The sequence below is a fragment of the Enterococcus sp. DIV1767 genome (assembly GCF_050542585.1).
GTDB lineage: Bacteria > Bacillota > Bacilli > Lactobacillales > Enterococcaceae > Enterococcus_D > Enterococcus_D innesii.
Map to the genome: position 1 here is coordinate 286,493 of NZ_CP172936.1, position 18,636 is coordinate 305,128.

Annotated in this window: 15 protein-coding genes; 12 read left to right on the plus strand and 3 right to left on the minus strand. The window is 43.9% G+C overall.

Features of this window, described 5'->3' with window-relative positions:
• Window positions 1–31: 31 nt before the first annotated feature.
• Window positions 32–1,345: an MFS transporter gene (locus IGI78_RS01455; RefSeq protein WP_195265481.1), complete on the minus strand. Its 1,314-nt coding sequence runs from the start codon at window positions 1,343–1,345 to the stop codon at window positions 32–34.
• A gap of 303 nt (window positions 1,346–1,648) precedes the next feature.
• Here IGI78_RS01455 and IGI78_RS01460 point away from each other — a divergent pair, with 303 nt between their 5' ends.
• The gene (locus IGI78_RS01460; protein ID WP_195265479.1) at window positions 1,649–2,635 is read left to right on the plus strand and encodes an Rgg/GadR/MutR family transcriptional regulator; all 987 of its coding nucleotides are present in this window, start codon (window positions 1,649–1,651) and stop codon (window positions 2,633–2,635) included.
• Between the two features lie 201 nt (window positions 2,636–2,836).
• Here IGI78_RS01460 and IGI78_RS01465 read toward each other — a convergent pair whose 3' ends face one another.
• Window positions 2,837–5,485, minus strand: coding sequence for a YfhO family protein (locus IGI78_RS01465; RefSeq protein WP_288362195.1), 2,649 nt, complete (start codon window positions 5,483–5,485; stop codon window positions 2,837–2,839).
• 162 nt (window positions 5,486–5,647) lie between these two features.
• Window positions 5,648–5,836 (minus strand): 50S ribosomal protein L28, encoded by a 189-nt coding sequence (gene rpmB, locus IGI78_RS01470; RefSeq protein WP_003128045.1) that lies wholly within the window; start codon window positions 5,834–5,836, stop codon window positions 5,648–5,650.
• Between the two features lie 266 nt (window positions 5,837–6,102).
• Between rpmB and IGI78_RS01475 the strand changes: the two genes are divergently transcribed.
• The 11 genes from IGI78_RS01475 (at window position 6,103) to rnc (ending at window position 18,631) form a co-directional block, all read left to right on the plus strand.
• On the plus strand, window positions 6,103–6,465 hold the full coding sequence (locus tag IGI78_RS01475; protein ID WP_005227125.1) for an Asp23/Gls24 family envelope stress response protein: 363 nt from the start codon (window positions 6,103–6,105) through the stop codon (window positions 6,463–6,465).
• A gap of 46 nt (window positions 6,466–6,511) precedes the next feature.
• The gene (locus IGI78_RS01480) at window positions 6,512–8,194 is read left to right on the plus strand and encodes a DAK2 domain-containing protein (RefSeq protein WP_086293769.1); all 1,683 of its coding nucleotides are present in this window, start codon (window positions 6,512–6,514) and stop codon (window positions 8,192–8,194) included.
• Window positions 8,195–8,271: 77 nt separating this feature from the next.
• Window positions 8,272–10,338 carry an ATP-dependent DNA helicase RecG gene (gene recG, locus IGI78_RS01485; RefSeq protein ID WP_267472746.1) on the plus strand — a complete coding sequence of 689 codons (2,067 nt, stop codon included), beginning with the start codon at window positions 8,272–8,274 and terminating at the stop codon, window positions 10,336–10,338.
• Window positions 10,339–10,383: 45 nt separating this feature from the next.
• Window positions 10,384–11,403 carry a phosphate acyltransferase PlsX gene (plsX, locus tag IGI78_RS01490; protein WP_430618222.1) on the plus strand — a complete coding sequence of 340 codons (1,020 nt, stop codon included), beginning with the start codon at window positions 10,384–10,386 and terminating at the stop codon, window positions 11,401–11,403.
• A gap of 110 nt (window positions 11,404–11,513) precedes the next feature.
• Complete coding sequence (gene acpP, locus IGI78_RS01495) at window positions 11,514–11,756, plus strand: acyl carrier protein (protein ID WP_005227129.1); 243 nt, start codon at window positions 11,514–11,516, stop codon at window positions 11,754–11,756.
• A 323-nt stretch (window positions 11,757–12,079) separates the two neighbouring features.
• Entirely contained in the window at window positions 12,080–13,087 is a 1,008-nt protein-coding gene (locus IGI78_RS01500) for an ABC transporter ATP-binding protein (RefSeq protein ID WP_060791587.1), read from the plus strand.
• Window positions 13,088–14,032, plus strand: a complete 945-nt coding sequence (locus IGI78_RS01505; protein WP_074934440.1) for an ABC transporter ATP-binding protein — start codon at window positions 13,088–13,090, stop codon at window positions 14,030–14,032.
• Window positions 14,032–14,988 (plus strand): oligopeptide ABC transporter permease, encoded by a 957-nt coding sequence (opp4B, locus tag IGI78_RS01510; RefSeq protein WP_086293775.1) that lies wholly within the window; start codon window positions 14,032–14,034, stop codon window positions 14,986–14,988. The genes IGI78_RS01505 and opp4B overlap by 1 nt, the downstream gene beginning before the upstream one ends.
• 63 nt (window positions 14,989–15,051) lie before the next feature.
• Window positions 15,052–15,921, plus strand: coding sequence for an ABC transporter permease (locus IGI78_RS01515; protein ID WP_153883525.1), 870 nt, complete (start codon window positions 15,052–15,054; stop codon window positions 15,919–15,921).
• Between the two features lie 16 nt (window positions 15,922–15,937).
• A complete protein-coding gene (locus IGI78_RS01520) occupies window positions 15,938–17,725 on the plus strand; it encodes an oligopeptide ABC transporter substrate-binding protein (RefSeq protein ID WP_195265472.1) in 1,788 nt (595 codons plus the stop codon).
• A gap of 213 nt (window positions 17,726–17,938) precedes the next feature.
• Window positions 17,939–18,631 (plus strand): ribonuclease III, encoded by a 693-nt coding sequence (rnc, locus tag IGI78_RS01525; protein ID WP_005227136.1) that lies wholly within the window; start codon window positions 17,939–17,941, stop codon window positions 18,629–18,631.
• Window positions 18,632–18,636 lie beyond the last annotated feature (5 nt).

Genomic DNA, 18,636 nt, shown 5'->3' on the forward strand with positions numbered 1-18,636 from the left:
GTCCAACAAGAGAAAGCGAAAGCTTGTGTTTTTATTTTTTCTCAGGCAAAACAGGGGTAGTTTCTTGCCAATCTTCAGTCCTTTCCGTCGCGATTTTAGGCGCAGCAGTGGTGGGTGTTTTTTCCAAGGTACTGGCAGCGACTAAGGCGGCGATGGCTACCAAAAATGCAAAAAGCAAGTAAAGCAGCCAGCTCCAAGCAACGTGATAGCGATTGCCGATGCCTAAAAAGACCATTTGACCGACGGGTCCCCCTAGCATCACAATGGTGGAAAAGATCCCGCTGCTGATGGCGAGATGCTCTTCATCGATCTCACGAATCAGATGTGCCGAAAAGCGGGGATTGATTTTCCCAATCAGGTAGCCTTCAGCAAAGAGTAGCGCAATCATGAGCCAACGGTTATGCAGGAAGAGAAAATTCAAGGTCAACAGACATAAAACGAAAGAGGTATACGCAATCAAACGAACCAGACCGGTATTCTTGAACCAGTCGGCAGCAAACAAGGCACCGGCGACCATACCGATCGAAGTAGCGATACCTGCCATCGCAACGGTGTTGCCATAAGTGGCAAACCAAAGCGCAAGGTCATCCAACAGCTGGAGATTTAGTAGACCGCTCGTACTAGCTGCTAAGGTATTGATCAGTAAGGCAAAGAGGATCATCTTTTTAAGAAAAGCCGTACCAGTCAATAATTTAAAGGTTTCCGAGAAATTCTGAAAGAGTGGTGTGGGTGCTTGATTGATTTTCCCTGGCACCGCATAAAAAAGCGAGCGGTTCCAGAAGATCACGATGGCGGCTAAGAAAAACGTCACGGCATTGATCAAACCAAAAGCGGCAAAATTATTATTCAGTAAAATGATCCCCCAAGCACCGATGCCTTGAAAGACGATTTGAACGGTGGTTTGACACGCCATTTGAAAGCCCATGGCACTGTCTAAGGCGTCAGCAGGCACAAGACGGCGAACATAGGGCAGCTGCAACCCAGAACAATAAGCGCCCAAACAATCAGATACAATGTTGATGCCTAGCAAAAGGAAGAAAGACCATAAACTAGGCGGTAGTTGGATCAAAAAAGCGAGTGCCACAAAAAGGACGCCTTGTAATAGTCGACTGCTGATCATCCATTGCACTTTGTTTTTGGTACGATCGGCTAGATAGCCAGTCAGGATCCGTAAGAGATCAGGGATCAGCAGGGCCATGGAGGCTAAGGAAACAGCAAGGGCATTAAAGGGTAATGTACTGGCGTAAACTACAAAGACGATATTAAATAAACTCATGCCGATGCCACTGAGCAAGGCGGCGTTGACTAAGGCACGATAGCCTTTGTTTTGTTGATATTCTTTCATCGAAATCATCCTTTCACGTTCTACGTTGTAAAATCAGTATAGGATGCTTTATACTAGGAAGAGAAAATATTCCACTATAGTGGAATTAAAATGTACTACGAGCATACCAGAGGTTACTGTCACGAGTGGCTAACAGCTAAAAGAGTGGCATATAAATAGGGTACCGTAGATTTTGTTCCTCAATATTTTATAGGGTTGAATCTAAATTTGAATCTAAATATAGTAGCATTTAATTGCAGAGTTTCATTCGTAAAGCAAGATTGGTTTGGCGTTTGCAGATCGATCGCTGTGAGGAGGATGGTTATGGAAGAAGGAAAACTGTACCGACAATTGCGCAAAGAGCGCGGCTATACGATCGCTCAAGTGGCGGATGAACAAAACAGTCGCTCGTTTATCAGTAAATTTGAGCAAGGTGCTTCAAGTATCAGTATTCATCGATTGGAACGCCTATTAGAAAATATCCATGTTACGGTGGAGGAGTTTTATTATTTACGTGCACAGCAAAAGGGCGTAAAAAGTCACGACAACCTGATGAGCTTTCCCAGCTATATGACGAGCGAATTTATGGATTTACTGGATCGAATCTTAGGGATCAACAAAGAAGCTTACTTGAGTAACGCCCACGCCCAGCGAAGCAAAGAAGGGCTGGAGGAAATGCGCAGCGAACTGATCGCCGCTTCCAAACAGCATTCTTTTGTTTTTCTGTACCTTGAGATTACAAAGGAGATACATGAAATCAATCTCTCAGGTTCTAAACTCGACCGCTCACCCGATGAATATATGGAAAAGCTACGCATCAAAACCCGCCCCGTCATCTCCTACCTTATGAAAGTAGACAACTGGGGCGTCTATGAGATTTTGCTGTTTCGCTATTTTCAATTCTTGTTTCCTGTCGAAGCCTCCTATCACTTACTGCAGGTTGCTATTTCACGGACCAAAAAAGAACAAGGTTTGTCCTTGATGCGAGAAATACAAATGGATTTGATTTTTAGTTGTTTTACGACGTTTGTCAATTTTCGCCGTCTGGAGTGGGCAAAAGAGGTGTTGACCATTGCGGAGGAATTATTGGCAGATCGCGGAGACATGCTAAACAGTACGCATCTCCTTTGCTATCAAGGATGGTATTGGTATATTTATGGCAATCAAGAAAAAGGACTGTTGAAATTCGACCAAGGGCTTTCGATCTTTCGCGTCTTGAAACAAACCAAAATGGTTAAATTATGGGAGCGATCGTTGCACTCCATCAAGAAAAATGCGGAAGAACCTAACAGTTATCTTATGTTTCGCTAAACGCTCTAAGGGCTAGGTATTTGGCCCCGAATCGAAGGGGACCTAGTCGGTAGTGGATGCTAAGACCACTAGAGCGAACAGCTGCGGAACCCCAGCACAAAAAAAGAACCAAACTCACCGATCATTGAGGGACACCCATAAGTCAGCGTTTGCTCTAACTTAAGGGGATCGCCTCAAAGGGACGAATTGGTTCTTTTTCGATTAGTTTTCTGGCGCTTGATCCATGAGTTGACGTTGTTCGGCCAAGACTTGCTTTTTGGCTACTTGTTTCTGGTAAAACCAAGCAAACAAGATAAACAATGCGATGCAGCCGAAGAACAAGCAAACACCGATAACAAAGCCTTGCGGCAAGAAGGACAGTTCCAAGTGATGGCTACCACTTGGGATCGTTACACTGATAAAGCCGTCTTGAAAGGCCGTGATTGGAACTTCTTTGCCGTCAAGCGTAGCAGTCCAGCCCTTGTCATAAGGGATGGTCGTTACAAGCTGCTGCTCTTTTTCAGTCGTGATATCGGCTTTAGCACTGCGTTTGCCGACCGTCATAGCGACCCCTCGTTCTTGGATCGCATCAATTGCTTGTTGGTAGGCGTTGGTATCCAAGGTCACGACTTGCGGGTTTTGGAAGGAGATTTCAGGCGTTCCGTAGAAGCTGACGGTGAATTGAACCGTCGTATCGGTCTCATAGTGCCCTAAGTCGTAGTATTGACCGTTGATACTGATTTGCGTTTCTCGCTGCTGACCGTTGACTGTCACGGTGGCAGATGAGCTTTCCAATTCCCCAAAGTTGGCAGGGAAGAGACTCAAGTACGCTTGCGAGTTCGCCGGAACCTCCACTTGCCAAGTCACTTCTTTTGCGACATTGCTTTCTTGCTCGGTAAATTTCATATACATGCCGTCATTGGTGATATCTGTATTTTTACTATGGATCACCGTGATCGGCTGAAAGGCAAAATACTCTAAATTTAAATCGGCCAAGCCATTGAAAAGATTTTTCTGGCTCGTCAAGTTGTCGTTTTGCGGCTGTTCAATCGATTCGATGGTCGGTTCAGCCAAGAAACCTAGCGGTAACGCATTTTGATTTTCATAAAGCTTGTATTCACCAGATTCCCCGACTCGTTGAAAGCCATATTTGGTGAGATTTGGCTTGGAGATATTGTATTTGATCCCTGTAAAAGCATCCATCAGCAAGGTATTGTTCGGATAGCGGATATTTAAATTGGTGCCGCGGGACCGAAAGCCTAGCTTATCCAGGTAGCTTGAGGAATTGCGGTTACGGATCGAAGAAAACATGCTGACCCCGCTGTAGCCATAATTGATACTGTCGTTGGAAGAAACAGGATCAAGGTTTTCTAATCGGAAAAAGGCATCATTGTCTTCGTTGGCTTGAGTGACTAGTTTTTTGATGTCCGGATAAGGTTCTGTATACAAACTGCGAGAAGCATAGTTCCAATCATTCAAAATTCCGCGAACCATGCCGCTGGTATTGACGGCCATTTCTCCGCAAACGAAGATCAGCATCAAGATCGTCACTCGTTTTTGTGTTAAAAGCCCTAATTGCCCGAACCCAATACATAACAAGTAAAGAACAAAGAATACGATCGTTAGCGCAAAAGAAGTAGCGGAAACATATTCATAGGTTCCAGGTCCTTTCAATGCGTAGGAGAGGGCAAACACCACGATCGTAGAAAGACCAATAATGAGAAACAATCCACGATCTTTTTGCTGCAGCTGCTCCCACCCGTATCCCGCCAGCATGATCACTAAGAAGGAGAACAAATAGGCATAACGGAAAAGGAACATATTTGGGGCATGCATCCCGTGCCAAAAAAGATTCATCGGCACGATATAAAAACTGGCGATCAAAACAGCAAACATGCCAGCGTATAAGAATTTATCCTTCAAGCGGATTTTCTTCGAAACAAAATATAAAATACACAACAGCAACGGCAATAAGCCGATATAGATGAAGGGAATGGAGCCGTATTTTGTTGTATCGTATACTCCAATCATGTTTTTCATTACAAGGTCAAAGACATCGGTGGCTTCGGTTTTAAAGGAAGAAATCGTCGTCAACTCTTCCCCGTTCGACCGCAAATCCAGCAGGGCAGGTAAGATGATCACCATTGAGGCGCCCCCTGCTAACAAGGAGGTGATGCCGTAAGGGATGATCGCCCCGCGAGCTTGTTTCCAGTTGCGGCCCAATTGGACCAAGAAATACATCACGGAAAAGAGACCAATCATAAAGCCCATGTAAAAACTGGATAAAAATAACAGCAAGTAGCTGATAAACAGCACGACTGGTTTTTTCTTTTTCACTAAACGGTCAATGCCTAAAATCACCAGTGGCAGATAGATCATGGCATCAAGCCACATGATCAGTTCCGAATGGGCGGTGATGAAGGACATCAAGGCATAACAGACGGCTAAGGTCACGTGTTGCCAACGTTGGATCTTAAAGGTTTGGCTGGCATAAAACCAAAACGCCAAGCCCGCACTGCCGATCTTGATCAAGGTCAAAAAGTACAGCGCATCTGGCATCAGCTGATTCGGGAATAACAAGACCAGGGGAGTGAAGATCCCGCCTAAGTAATAGGAGATCAATGCCAGATAATTTAAGCCTAAGGAGGCGTTCCACGTATAAAAGATACTTTGCTTGCCTAAGAGCATATTGCGGAAGCTGGCATGGAAGTTTGAGAATTGCGAAAAGGCATCACTGGCTAAGACGCTGCGGCTGCTGCCGGGGTAGATGCCAATGGTCAAATAGATCACTGCCATGATAAGAAACGGCAAGAAGAAACTAGCAAGCATATAAGGCCAATGTTGTTTGGCAAATGTTTTTATTTTCGTCACAAGAAGTCACCTGTTCTTTATCAATTTTTTCTTAGTTTACCACAGGTGAATCGATTAAAAAAACAAAGACCTATTTTCTTTAATGAAAACCTAAGTGAAAGCGCACCAAAGAAAAAAGGGCACAAAAAAAGCCGTTCAAAACGAACGGCCGAAAAGGTCTAATTATACGCGCTCAACTTTTCCAGATTTCAAAGCACGAGTTGACACCCAAACTTTTTTAGGTTTTCCGTCAATCATAACGCGAACTTTTTGCAAGTTAGGTTTCACAGTACGTTTTGTCGCATTCATTGCGTGAGAACGATTGTTTCCACTTGTAGTTTTACGTCCAGTAAAGTAACAAACTTTAGCCATGTGGTTATTTCCTCCTTTGCCTTGATGTTGGAGCGCTATTTCAGCTCATACCATCTGAATTTATCACAGAAAGGTGAAAAAAGCAAGAGTAATTTTCAAGAAACATTGACTTTTCCCGGTAAACATTGTAAATTAAACAAGGTCGAAATGCAAGACGTTTGGTCAGAAAGCCCCTTTTAATATGTCTCATCCTTTTATTTGCGGTACAGCTATGATAAAATATGTAAGAAGAAAGATGGGTCATACCCATTGAAGGAGGCTATAAAATGGCTGTAAAAATTCAAACCTCATCAGGTATTATTGAAATCAGCAATGAAGTCATTGCAACAGTGGTCGGAGGCGCAGCAACAGATGTGTTCGGCATTGTTGGTATGGCTAGCAAGAAGCAAATCAAAGATAACATCAATGAAATTTTACGAAAAGAAAATTATTCTCGCGGTGTCGTTGTCCGCCAAGAAGAAAACGGCATTGCAGTGGATGTATACACGATCGTCAGCTATGGAACAAAAATTTCCGAAGTTTCCCGCAACGTGCAGGAAAAAGTGAAATACAACTTAGAAACGATGCTAGGTGTATCTGCGAACTCGGTAAATGTATTTGTTCAAGGCGTACGTGTACTGCCAGATTAGGCAAGGGATCCGTTCATGGCGGATGATTTTAAGGAGGACTATCTAAGTGAAGGTAACGAATATCAGCGCAAGTCAGTTTCAAGAAATGGTGCAGGCAGGCGCGGCTCGTCTACAAGTTAATGCAGAGTTTGTCAACTCATTGAATGTGTTTCCTGTTCCAGATGGAGATACCGGGACAAACATGAATCTATCCATGACCAGTGGAGCAAAAGCGGTCGCAGATGCGACTTCAGAAAACGTCGGCGATCTTGCCGCTACACTTTCAAAAGGACTATTGATGGGCGCACGTGGGAATTCCGGCGTCATTTTGTCTCAATTATTCCGCGGTTTTTCTAAAGCAATTCCAACCGTAGAAACACTCACTGCACCAGAATTGGCTCAAGCCTTTACTCATGGAGTAGAAACCGCCTATAAAGCAGTCATGAAGCCTGTGGAAGGAACCATCCTGACTGTGGCACGCATCGCCGCTGAATATGGCGAGAAAAAAGCCCAAACCACTGATGATTGTATCGAAGTCATGAAAGCAGTGGTTCATGGCGCAAAACGGTCATTGGCGAAAACCCCTGATCTATTACCGGTTTTAAAAGAAGTCGGTGTGGTAGATAGTGGCGGTCAAGGCCTGTTGTTTATCTATGAAGGTTTCTTAAATGCATTGACCGGGGAATACCCAGCCGATGAAATTTTTGAACCATCTCCAGCTGCAATGGATGAAATGGTCAATGCGGAACATCATCGCAGTGTCCAAGGGCAATTAGCGACTGAAGATATCACTTTTGGTTATTGTACAGAAATCATGGTGAAAATTGGTGAAGGTCCGACCGTTGATAGTGAATTCGATTATGAAACATTCCGTAATTACTTAAACGAGTTGGGAGATTCCTTATTAGTGGTCAACGACGATGAGATCATCAAAGTCCATGTTCACACGGAACATCCCGGCGAAGTCATGAATTATGGGCAAAAATTTGGTTCATTGGTGAAAATCAAAGTCGACAACATGCGCCTTCAGCATGAAACGATCTTGGAACACGATCAGCAAGAAGCAAAACCAGCACCAGTAAAACGTCCGCGGACACCATTTGCGATCATTGCGATCGCGGCGGGGGAAGGCTTGAAAGAATTGTTTACTAGCCTAGGGGCTTCTTATGTCATCAGTGGTGGCCAAACGATGAACCCAAGTACAGAAGACATTTTGGTGGCAATCAATGAAGTCAATGCTGATCAAGTGATCGTCTTACCGAACAACAAAAATATCTTTATGGCGGCGCAGCAAGCAGCGGAAGTTTCCGAGATTCCAGTAGCGGTTGTTGAAACACGGACGATCTCTCAAGGGATGACGGCGATGCTGGCATTCCACGAGCAGTCCACGCTAGCTGAAAATCAGCAAGCCATGACCGATGTCTTAGCAAGTGTTGTCAGCGGATCGGTGACTCATGCGATCCGTAATACATCAATCGATGGCATCGAAATCACAGAAGGCGACTTCTTAGGAATGGTCGACGGCAAAATCGTTGTTTCTGTTCCTGATCGTTTCTCTGCTTCTATGACTACCTTAGAAAAAATGATCACAGAAGATACTGAGATCGTGACCATCATTATCGGTGAAGAAGGCAAAGCCAAAGAAGCAGCCAAAATCGAAGAAGCGATCGTTGAACTGCATCCTGAGATCGAAGTAGAGATCCATCAAGGAGATCAGCCGGTTTATCCGTATCTTTTCTCAGCAGAATAAACAAATTAGGCGGCGGGGGCAAAAATCGTAGATGATTTTTGGCTCCGTCTTTTTCTATGAATGCAGGAACCCATGCAATGAATCAAAATCACTTTTGGAAAAGGAGGGTACCTATGCTGAATCAGCCACTTACGGTATTAAAGGGTGTCGGAGAAAAACGCGCCCAAGACTTGGCGAGTTTAGGAATCGAAACCATCGAAGACCTGCTAAAGTATTACCCGTTTCGTTATGAAGACATTCAAGAACGGCAATTAGCGGAGATTCAAGACCAAGAAAAAGTAACGATCAAGGGGATCGTCGTTTCCCCACCGGTCGTCAATCGCTTTGGCTACAAGAAAAGTCGGTTGCAATTTCGCATGATGCAAGACCACGATGTCTTTAATGTCTCCTTTTTCAATCAGCCTTATTTGAAGGACAAAGTAGAGGTCTCAGAAGAGATCGCCGTCTATGGCAAATGGGACGCCAAACGCAAAGGGCTGACGGGTATGAAAATTCTTGGCAGCAAAAGTGGCGAGGACTTTGCCCCGATTTATCATGTCAATAAAGCCGTGCGTCAAAGTGTGTTGATCGAACTGATCAAACAGGCATTCCTTGATTTTGGTGATCAGATCCCCGAGATCTTGCCTTTGTCATTGATCGAAAAATATCGCTTGTTGGATCGGAAATCCGCGATGTTTGCGATGCACTTTCCCAAAGATCCCCAAGAGAGCCATCAAGCGAAGCGGCGGGTGATTTTTGAAGAGTTCTTTTTGTTCCAAATGCAGATCCAAGGACTGAAGAAAAGTGAAAAAGCCGAGAAAAACGGCTTGGCGATCGATTACGATGTGCAACGCTTGAAAGAATTTACTCGTAAACTGCCCTTTGAATTGACGAATGCGCAAAAGCGCGTGACCAATGAAATCTGCCATGACCTGAAAAGTCCGCAGCACATGCAGCGGCTCTTGCAAGGAGACGTAGGAAGTGGGAAAACAGTTGTGGCGGCGATCGCCCTCTATGCTACGATGACGGCTGGCTTTCAGGGGGCGCTGATGGTGCCGACTGAGATTTTGGCCCAACAGCACCTAGAGAGCTTAAATCAACTCTTTGACCCCTTAGAAGTGACCACCGCTCTTTTGACAGGCTCGACCAAACCAAAAGAACGGCGGGTCATCTTAGAACAATTAGCAGCTGGGGAGATCGACATCATCGTTGGGACCCATGCGCTGATTCAAGAAGGGGTAGACTTTGCACATCTTGGCTTAGTCATCACCGATGAACAACACCGTTTTGGGGTCAATCAGCGAAAAGTCTTAAGGGAAAAAGGCTATCTTCCTGATGTACTCTTTATGACCGCCACGCCGATCCCTCGTACGCTAGCGATCACGGCTTATGGCGAAATGGATGTTTCGGTGATCGATGAGATGCCGGCAGGACGGATTCCTGTAGAGACGCGCTGGGTCCGACCGCCGCAGTTTGAATCGATCTTAGAGTGGGCGCAAAAAGAATTGGCCCAAGGGCACCAGATGTATGTCATCTGTCCTTTGATCGAAGAATCCGAAATGCTGGATGTCAAGAATGCCACGGAGATTTATGAGCAGCTGCAAAGTTATTTTTCCCCAACCTATCAAGTAGGGATGCTGCATGGGAAAATGAAGAATCAAGAAAAAGACACTATTATGGAAGCCTTCAAAGAAAATCAACTGCAGATCTTGGTTTCCACGACAGTCATCGAAGTAGGGGTCAATGTCCCTAATGCGACAGTGATGCTGATCATTGACGCTGATCGCTTCGGGTTAGCCCAGCTCCACCAATTACGTGGACGGGTAGGGCGCGGTGCTGATGCTTCTTACTGTATATTGATCGCAAACCCGAAAAATGAGACGGGGGTCGAACGAATGAAGATCATGACAGAAACCACCAACGGCTTTGTAGTCAGCGAAAAAGACTTGCAGTTGCGGGGGCCAGGAGAAGTCTTCGGCAATCGACAATCGGGCTTGCCAGAGTTTGCGGCTGCCGATTTAGTCGCGGATGCCCACATTTTAGAAGTGGCTCAAGTCGAAGCTACCCAGCTTTGGCAAAAAAATGGCTGGCAGCTATTGCCAGAATTTTCGGCGTTGGCGAACTATTTAGCAGCAAAAAAAGCAGACAACCAATTTTTTGATTAAAGAATATGCTATACTGATTGGGAAAATGAAGGGAGTGGCAGCGAGATGCGGATTGCTGTTGATGCAATGGGCGGAGACAACGCCCCAAAAGCGATCGTAGAAGGGGTCATGCTGGCGAAAAAAGATTTTCCAGAGATTGAATTCCTCCTTTACGGAAAAGAAAATGAAATCAAAAAATACATGACGGATGATAAAAATGTCACTATTATCCACACAGATGAAAAAATCAATAGTGATGATGAACCTGTTAAAGCAATCAGACGAAAAAAAACCGCTTCAATGGTCTTAGCGGCACAAGCAGTGAAAAATGGCGAAGCAGATGCGATTTTTTCAGCCGGAAATACCGGTGCTTTATTAGCGGCCGGGTTGTTCATCGTTGGTCGGATCAAAGGGATCGACCGTCCCGGATTGATGTCCACAATGCCAGTGATCGGCAAAGATGCTGGCTTTGACATGCTGGATCTAGGCGCTAATGCCGACAATAAACCAGAACATTTGGCAAACTATGCCGTCTTAGGGTCCTTTTATGCCCAAAAAGTTCGCGGGATCAATCGACCAAGGGTCGGCTTGTTAAATAACGGAACGGAAGAAACCAAAGGTAGTGAATTAACGAAAAAAGCCTTTGAACTGCTTTCGCAAGACCCTACGATCCATTTTATCGGCAATGTCGAGGCTCGGGAATTATTGGATGGTGCAGCTGACGTCGTCGTGACAGATGGCTTTACTGGAAATGCTGTTTTGAAATCGATCGAAGGAACCGCCTTGAACTTGATGGCGTTGTTGAAACAATCGATTCTTGATTCAGGTACCAAAGGAAAATTAGGCGCATTGTTACTGAAAGATGCATTGCGGAAAGTGAAAAATGAAATGGATTATGCGAAACATGGCGGGGCCGTATTGTTTGGTTTGAAAGCACCAGTCATCAAAACCCATGGTGCGACAGGACCAGAAGCGGTAGCGTACACCATCAAGCAGATCCATACGATGCTAGCAACAGATGTTGTGGCACAATTGGTCGCCCACTTTGAAGAAATGCCGACTGCACAAGACGAAACGCAATCATAATGCAATCATTGTAATGAAATTGCAAAAATATCTAGACAAAAAGCATAGAAAGCAGTACAATGTTTGTTAGCCATTCTATGTTTTGTGCAAACGCGTGGAGGTGAAGCCAGTTGACACGAGATGAAGTATTCAAGAAAGTTGCGGTCGTGATCGCCAATCATTTTGAAATTGACGCAGAGAACGTAACGGATACGATGAGCATTAAAGACGACTTGAACGCTGATTCGATCAGTGTGATGGAATTCGTCCTTGAACTAGAAGATGAATTTGGTACCGAGATTTCTGATGAAGATGCCGAGCAGATCGAAACAGTCGGTGGAGCGGTTGATTATATTTCAAGCCATCTTGCTTAAGACAGACATAAGAGCTAAGTCCTAGATGACTTAGCTCTTTCTTTCTCATAATTGATCCGCCGTGATTTGGGCGGCTTTTCTTTAAAATCAAAATCTAAAAAACGATGGTTAAACCTGACATAACGGCGTTGGAAGCGTAATGTAAATTTTCTGAAAATTCAGTGTTTTAAGTTTTCTGGGACTTGCATTATTGTTAGCATTTCTATATAATTATTAAGAATATATTATACAATGTTAAGAAAGCTTTTGGAAATGAAATGCATGTTCCTTCTTTTTTTACATTAAAACGCAAGACATCTTAGAAAGTAGAGAGGGGTATTCGATTGTCCAGAGATAATCAATTACTAGATGTTCAAAACCTTCACACAGGTTTTCGTATCAAAGACGATTACTATGACGCAGTAGATGGTATTTCTTTTACACTAGATCGTAATGAGATCTTAGCAATCGTAGGAGAATCTGGTTGCGGAAAAAGTACGTTAGCTACAACGATCATGGGGCTACATGACCCAAACAACACGAAAATCACTGGAGAAATCTTATATAAAGATTTAAACTTGTCAAACTTAAACGAAACGTTATACAACAAAATTCGCGGAAATGATATTGGGATGATTTTCCAAGATCCGTTGTCTGCACTGAATCCGTTGATGCGGATCGAAGACCAAATCAAAGAAGGCTTGTCTTATCATACAGATATGAATGCCGAACAGCGCCAAGCACGGGCATTAGAATTATTAGAACAAGTTGGGATCCCGAATCCACCGCGAGTAGGACGTCAATACCCTCATGAATTGTCAGGTGGGATGCGTCAGCGGGTCATCATTGCGATCGCGATTGCTTGTAAACCACCAATCATTATTGCCGATGAGCCAACGACCGCGTTGGACGTGACGATCCAAGCACAGATCCTTGATCTACTAAAAGATTTGCAAGAAGAAACGCAAACGGGGATCATTTTGATCACCCACGATTTAGGTGTCGTAGCAGAGATGGCCGACCGAGTAGCCGTAATGTATGGGGGACAGTTTGTGGAAGTCGCAACAGCCGAAGAGTTGTTTGCCAATCCGAAACATCCATACACCCGCTCACTGCTTAACTCGATCCCTCAAGAAAACTCACAAGACAGTGAACTGCATGTGATCGAGGGCGTGGTTCCTTCCTTGAAAAATATGCCTCGGACTGGTTGTCGGTTTGCTGCACGGATTCCTTGGATCCCTGAAAGCGACCACGAAGCAAACCCAGTCTTGCATGAAGTAGCACCTGATCATTTGGTCCGTTGCACATGCTACAAGCATTTTCATTTTAGAGACGAAGAAGGAGAAGTGTAGATGACAGAATTAATTACAATCAAAGATCTGAAAGTCCACTATCCTATTCGCAGCGGATTCTTCAACCGCGTCACGGACCATGTGTATGCCGTTGACGGTGTGGACTTCATCATTGAAAAAGGAAAAACCTACGGATTGGTTGGTGAGTCTGGTTCTGGTAAATCCACGACGGGAAAAGCTATCGTTGGGTTAGAAAAAATCACTAGCGGTGAAATCATTTATGATGGGCAAGACGTGACCAAACGTTCCGTCCGCAAAAAAATGAACTACAACAAAGATGTCCAAATGATTTTCCAAGATTCAATGTCCAGCTTGAATCCTAAAAAACGCGTGGTAGACATTATCGCCGAACCATTGCGCAACTTTGAACGCTTAAGCGATCAAGAAGAGAAAAAACGAGTGAAAAGTTTGTTGGATATCGTTGGGATGCCAGAAGATGCCCTATACAAATATCCTCACGAGTTCTCTGGTGGACAACGTCAGCGGTTAGGGGTTGCCCGCGCGGTAGCTTCCAATCCAAAACTGATCGTCGCCGATGAGCCGGTTTCAGCCCTTGACTTATCCGTTCAAGCGCAGGTACTGAACTTTATGAAACGGATCCAGCAAGAATTTGGCTTAAGTTTCTTATTTATCTCTCATGACTTAGGGGTCGTAAAACACATGTGTGACAATATCGCCATCATGTACAAAGGCCGCTTCGTTGAGATCGGGACACGGGAAGATATCTACCAAGACCCGCGTCACATCTATACAAAACGTTTATTATCAGCGATTCCTCAAATCGACGTAAAAAATCGCGATGCTCACAAAGAAAACCGCCGCAAGGTCGAGTTGGAATATGTGACCCATCAAAAAGATTACTACGACGAATCTGGCAGAGTGTATGACTTGCGTAAAATCACCGAGTCGCACCAAGTCGCATTGAAAAACGGGGGTGCTGAATAATGTGGAAAACAATTCTACGTCGTTTGTTGTTGATGATCCCGCAAGTCATTATTTTGAGTATCTTGATTTTCTTGATCGCACAAGCAATGCCTGGGGATCCATTTACTGGTTTGATCAATCCAAACCAAGATCCAGCTGTTATTGAGCGGATGCGTGAAGCCGCTGGTTTGAATGACCCATGGTATACCCAGTATTTCCGTTGGATCGGAAATGCCTTAAAAGGGGACTTTGGACAAAGCTTTATCTATAAATTGCCTGTTTCAACATTATTAGCAGGACGTATCAGCAATACATTGTGGTTATCTTTATTGACGGTCATTTTGACTTACGTGATTGCCATTCCTTTAGGGATGTGGGCAGGACGTTACCAAAATTCATTGCTTGATAAAGTCGTCGTTGTTTACAACTTCTTCAGTTTCGCCGTACCGTTGTTTATCTTTGCGTTGATCGCATTGTTCATCTTCGGTTACCGATTGGCTTGGTTCCCAACGGGTGGTTCCGTTGCACCGGGGGTCAGCGGCATGGCTGAGTTTTGGAGTCGTTTGTATCACCTACTATTACCGGCAATCACTTCTGCATTATTAGGAACAGCAGTGACGATCCAATACTTGCGAAGTGAAGTCATTGATTCGAAATCATTGGATTTCGTTCGTACCGCTCGTTCAAAAGGGGTACCAACGAACAAAGTCTTCTCACGTCACGTTTTCCGGAATGCATCGTTGCCGATCGCATCACAAATGGGCTACGAGATCACGTCATTGATCGCTGGTTCTGTGGTCATTGAGAAAATCTTCGCCTACCCAGGTGTCGGAAAACTGTTTATCGATAGTATCGTCCAACGGGACTATGCCGTGATCACTTCACTGACATTGATCTTAGGACTAGCGACCTTGATCGGTACGCTACTGTCAGATATCATCATGAGTATTGTCGATCCAAGAATCAGAATCCAGTAATAGGAGGGGATAAATGTGTCTGAAAAGAAAGAAAAAGTACTAAAACAAGAGAGCATCCCGCCTATGGGATTGAAAATGATTTTTCGCGAATTCTTAAAAGATAAAATGGCGATCTTTTCATTAGTTTTGTTAGTCGCAGTTTTATTATTCGTGTTTATCGGCTCGGCAGTTATCGATCAATCACAAGTGATGCGTGTCAGCATCCTTGATAAATACGCTGTACCTGGCGCGATTTCGCCAAACGGCGGCACCTACCTTTTAGGGGCGGATGAAGGTGGCCGTGATGTTTGGGGACAATTGATCATCGGTGCGCGTAACTCAATCTTGATTGGTTTTTCAATCACGATCATTACGTCGATCGTTGGGGTCGGACTAGGGATCATCTCAGGTTACTACGGCGGCATCATTGATAACATTTTGATGCGTATCGTTGACTTCGTTATGATTTTACCGATCATGCTGATCATTATCGTTATCGTATCGATCGTACCTCGTTATAACGTTTGGACCTTTATATGGGTCATGAGTGCCTTTTACTGGGTCGGAAAAGCAAGGCTCTTCCGAAGTAAGACCCTTTCAGAAGGCCGTCGCGACTATGTTAGTGCATCGAAAACTCTCGGAACCAATGACTTTGTCATCATGTTCCGCGAAATCATGCCGAACCTTAGCTCATTGATCATCACCAACTTAACAATGAACTTTGCAGCGAATATCGGTATTGAAACGACACTAACATTCTTAGGTTTTGGTCTGCCGACCAATGTTCCAAGTTTGGGGACACTGATCGGGTATGCCAGCAGCGGTGATGTGCTGGTCAACAGACAGTGGATCTGGTTACCCGCATCAATTCTAATTTTAGTCTTGATGTTGAGTATCAATTACGTTGGTCAAGCATTTAAGCGTTCAGCGGATGCGCGTCAACGACTAGGATAAACAAGGAGGATACAGGATGAAGAAAAATATTTTTGGTATGGTCACTCTTTTGTCAGTGTTAGCATTGGCAGCGTGTGGCAGCAACGGCGGCGGAACCGATTCTTCTGGTGGCGGCAGCAATGCAGCAAACGATACGGAAGATGTAAGCAACTTCCCAATCGAAGTTAGCAATGATGCAGAGGCAATCGAAGGTGGTACTTTGGATGTTGCAGTAGTGATGGATACGCAATTCCAAGGGTTGTTCCAAACAGAATTTTATCAAGATAACTATGATGCACAATTTATGTTGCCAAGTAATGAAAGTTTATTCGTCAATGACGCTGATTTCAAAATTGTTGACGGCGGAGCTGCAAACCTTGAGCTAGATGAAGACAACAACACAGCAACAATTACTTTACGCGACAACCTGAAATGGTCTGATGGCGAAGATGTTACGGCAGATGATATCATCTTCACTTACGAAGTAATTGGTAACAAAGATTATACTGGTATTCGTTATGATAGTAACTTTACTAACATTGTTGGTATGGAAGACTACCATGATGGCAAAGCTGATACTATTTCTGGTATCACCAAAGAAAGTGACAAAGTTGTTAAAATCCAATACAAAGAAGTTCACCCTGGTATGTTGCAAGCCGGGGGCGGTATTTGGGCTTCTGCGTTACCAAAACACGCCTTTGAAGGAATCGAAGTCAAAGATATGGAATCAAGCGATCAAGTTCGTAAAAATCCAATCGTCTTCGGACCATATGTAATGTCAAATATCGTAGCTGGTGAATCCGTAGAATACGTTCCAAATGAATACTATTATGGAGATAAGCCGAAACTAGATAAATTATCATTTAAAGCAGTTCCGACTTCATCTATTGTTGAAGCGATGAACGCAAAACAATATGATATGGCTTTATCAATGCCGACCGATACGTATCCTACTTATAAAGATACTGACGGTTATCAAATCTTAGGCCGAACAGATACTGCTTACACTTATTTAGGTTTCAAATTAGGTAAATGGAATGCCGATGAAGGAAAAGTAGAGTATAATCCTGATTCAAAAATGGCTGACAAGTCATTGCGTCAAGCAATGGGCTATGCAATCGATAACGATGCGGTCGGAAGCCGTTTCTACAATGGCTTGCGTACAAATGCAACGACATTGATCCCACCAGTATTTGGCACATTACACAATACAGATGTTGAAGGTTATACTTTAAACATCGACAAAGCAAATCAATTACTTGATGATGCTGGCTACAAAGATGTTGATGGTGATGGCATGCGTGAAGACAAAAATGGTGAGAAATTAACCATCAACTTTGCTTCAATGTCCGGTGGCGAAACAGCACAACCATTAGCAGATTACTACATCCAACAATGGAATGAAATTGGACTTGATGTACAATACACCACAGGTCGCTTGATCGACTTCCAAGCATTCTATGACAAATTGGAAAATGATGATCCTGAGATTGATGTTTATCAAGGTGCATGGAATACTGGTTATGACCCATCACCAATGGGCTTGTATGGACCTAACTCTGCGTTCAACTACACTCGTTTTGAATCAGAAGAAAATACGAAGCTATTAGAAGCAATCGATTCAAAAGATTCCTTTGACGAAGCAAAACGTAAAGAAGCATTTGATGCATGGCAAGCATATGCGGCAGATGAAGCGTTTGTTATCCCAACACTTTATCGTAGTGCGGTGTTACCTGTATCAAACCGCGTCAAAGACTTCACATGGGCCTACGATGTGAATTACAATCCTTGGGCAACAATTTCAGTTACAGCTGAATCTCGTTAATCAATGATCGGTGAAAAGACGTCCTTTCTGGGACGTCTTTTTTTTCTGTTTTTTTGCGGGTATCTGAGGAAAACAGGCTTTTTTATACAGGAGAAGATTAAGTAGATAAATTTTTATTACAGTCTTTCCAAGAATTTGGAGGAAACATTTCATAATTCGGCAAAAACCAGTATAATAGGGAAGTGTCGATAAACTAATGAAGGAATGTGACAAATGAATACACAATTAACGAAAGAACTAAAAGAAAAGTTTGATATTGTGTTCCATGATGTAGATCTGCTTGAACAAGCGTTTACGCATTCATCTTATGTGAATGAGCACCGCAACTTGCACTTGTCAGATAACGAACGTTTAGAGTTTTTGGGCGATGCTGTCTTAGAGTTGATCGTTTCACGGTATTTGTATCGTGAATTGCCAGATCTGCCCGAAGGTAAGCTGACGAAGCTACGGGCGGCAATCGTTCGCGAAGACAGTTTATCCATGTTTGCCAAAGATTGCCGATTCGATGAATACATTCGTCTAGGCAAAGGGGAAGAAAACTCTGGCGGTCGTAAACGACCTTCTTTGCTTTGTGATCTATTTGAAGCCTTTTTAGGTGCGTTATACTTGGATCAAGGACTGGAAAGTGTCAGCGGCTTTTTGACGAAAGTTGTTTTTCCAAAAGTAAAAGCAGGTGCTTTTTCCCATGAGATGGATCACAAGACCCGCTTGCAAGAAGTCTTGCAGCGTGGCGGCGATGTTTCCATCAATTATCGTTTGATCAAAGAAGCAGGCCCCGCCCATGAACGGATTTTTTGGACGGAAGTCTATTGCGATGATACCTTGATCGGAAAAGGACAAGGAAAATCGAAGAAATTATCAGAGCAGGACGCCGCGGCGAATGCCTTGGCAGATCTTGAACAGTAAGAGAG

Bases quoted from the DNA above. Each gene is read 5' to 3' on its own strand.
- opp4B (WP_086293775.1), top strand. From the start codon at position 14,032: ATGTGGAAAACAATTCTACGTCGTTTGTTGTTGATGATCCCGCAAGTC.
- IGI78_RS01475 (WP_005227125.1), top strand. From the start codon at position 6,103: ATGGCTGTAAAAATTCAAACCTCATCAGGTATTATTGAAATCAGCAAT.
- rpmB (WP_003128045.1), bottom strand. From the start codon at position 5,836: ATGGCTAAAGTTTGTTACTTTACTGGACGTAAAACTACAAGTGGAAAC.
- IGI78_RS01505 (WP_074934440.1), top strand. From the start codon at position 13,088: ATGACAGAATTAATTACAATCAAAGATCTGAAAGTCCACTATCCTATT.
- plsX (WP_430618222.1), top strand. From the start codon at position 10,384: ATGCGGATTGCTGTTGATGCAATGGGCGGAGACAACGCCCCAAAAGCG.
- rnc (WP_005227136.1), top strand. From the start codon at position 17,939: ATGAATACACAATTAACGAAAGAACTAAAAGAAAAGTTTGATATTGTG.
- IGI78_RS01460 (WP_195265479.1), top strand. From the start codon at position 1,649: ATGGAAGAAGGAAAACTGTACCGACAATTGCGCAAAGAGCGCGGCTAT.
- recG (WP_267472746.1), top strand. From the start codon at position 8,272: ATGAATCAAAATCACTTTTGGAAAAGGAGGGTACCTATGCTGAATCAG.
- IGI78_RS01520 (WP_195265472.1), top strand. From the start codon at position 15,938: ATGAAGAAAAATATTTTTGGTATGGTCACTCTTTTGTCAGTGTTAGCA.
- IGI78_RS01515 (WP_153883525.1), top strand. From the start codon at position 15,052: ATGGGATTGAAAATGATTTTTCGCGAATTCTTAAAAGATAAAATGGCG.
- IGI78_RS01455 (WP_195265481.1), bottom strand. From the start codon at position 1,345: ATGAAAGAATATCAACAAAACAAAGGCTATCGTGCCTTAGTCAACGCC.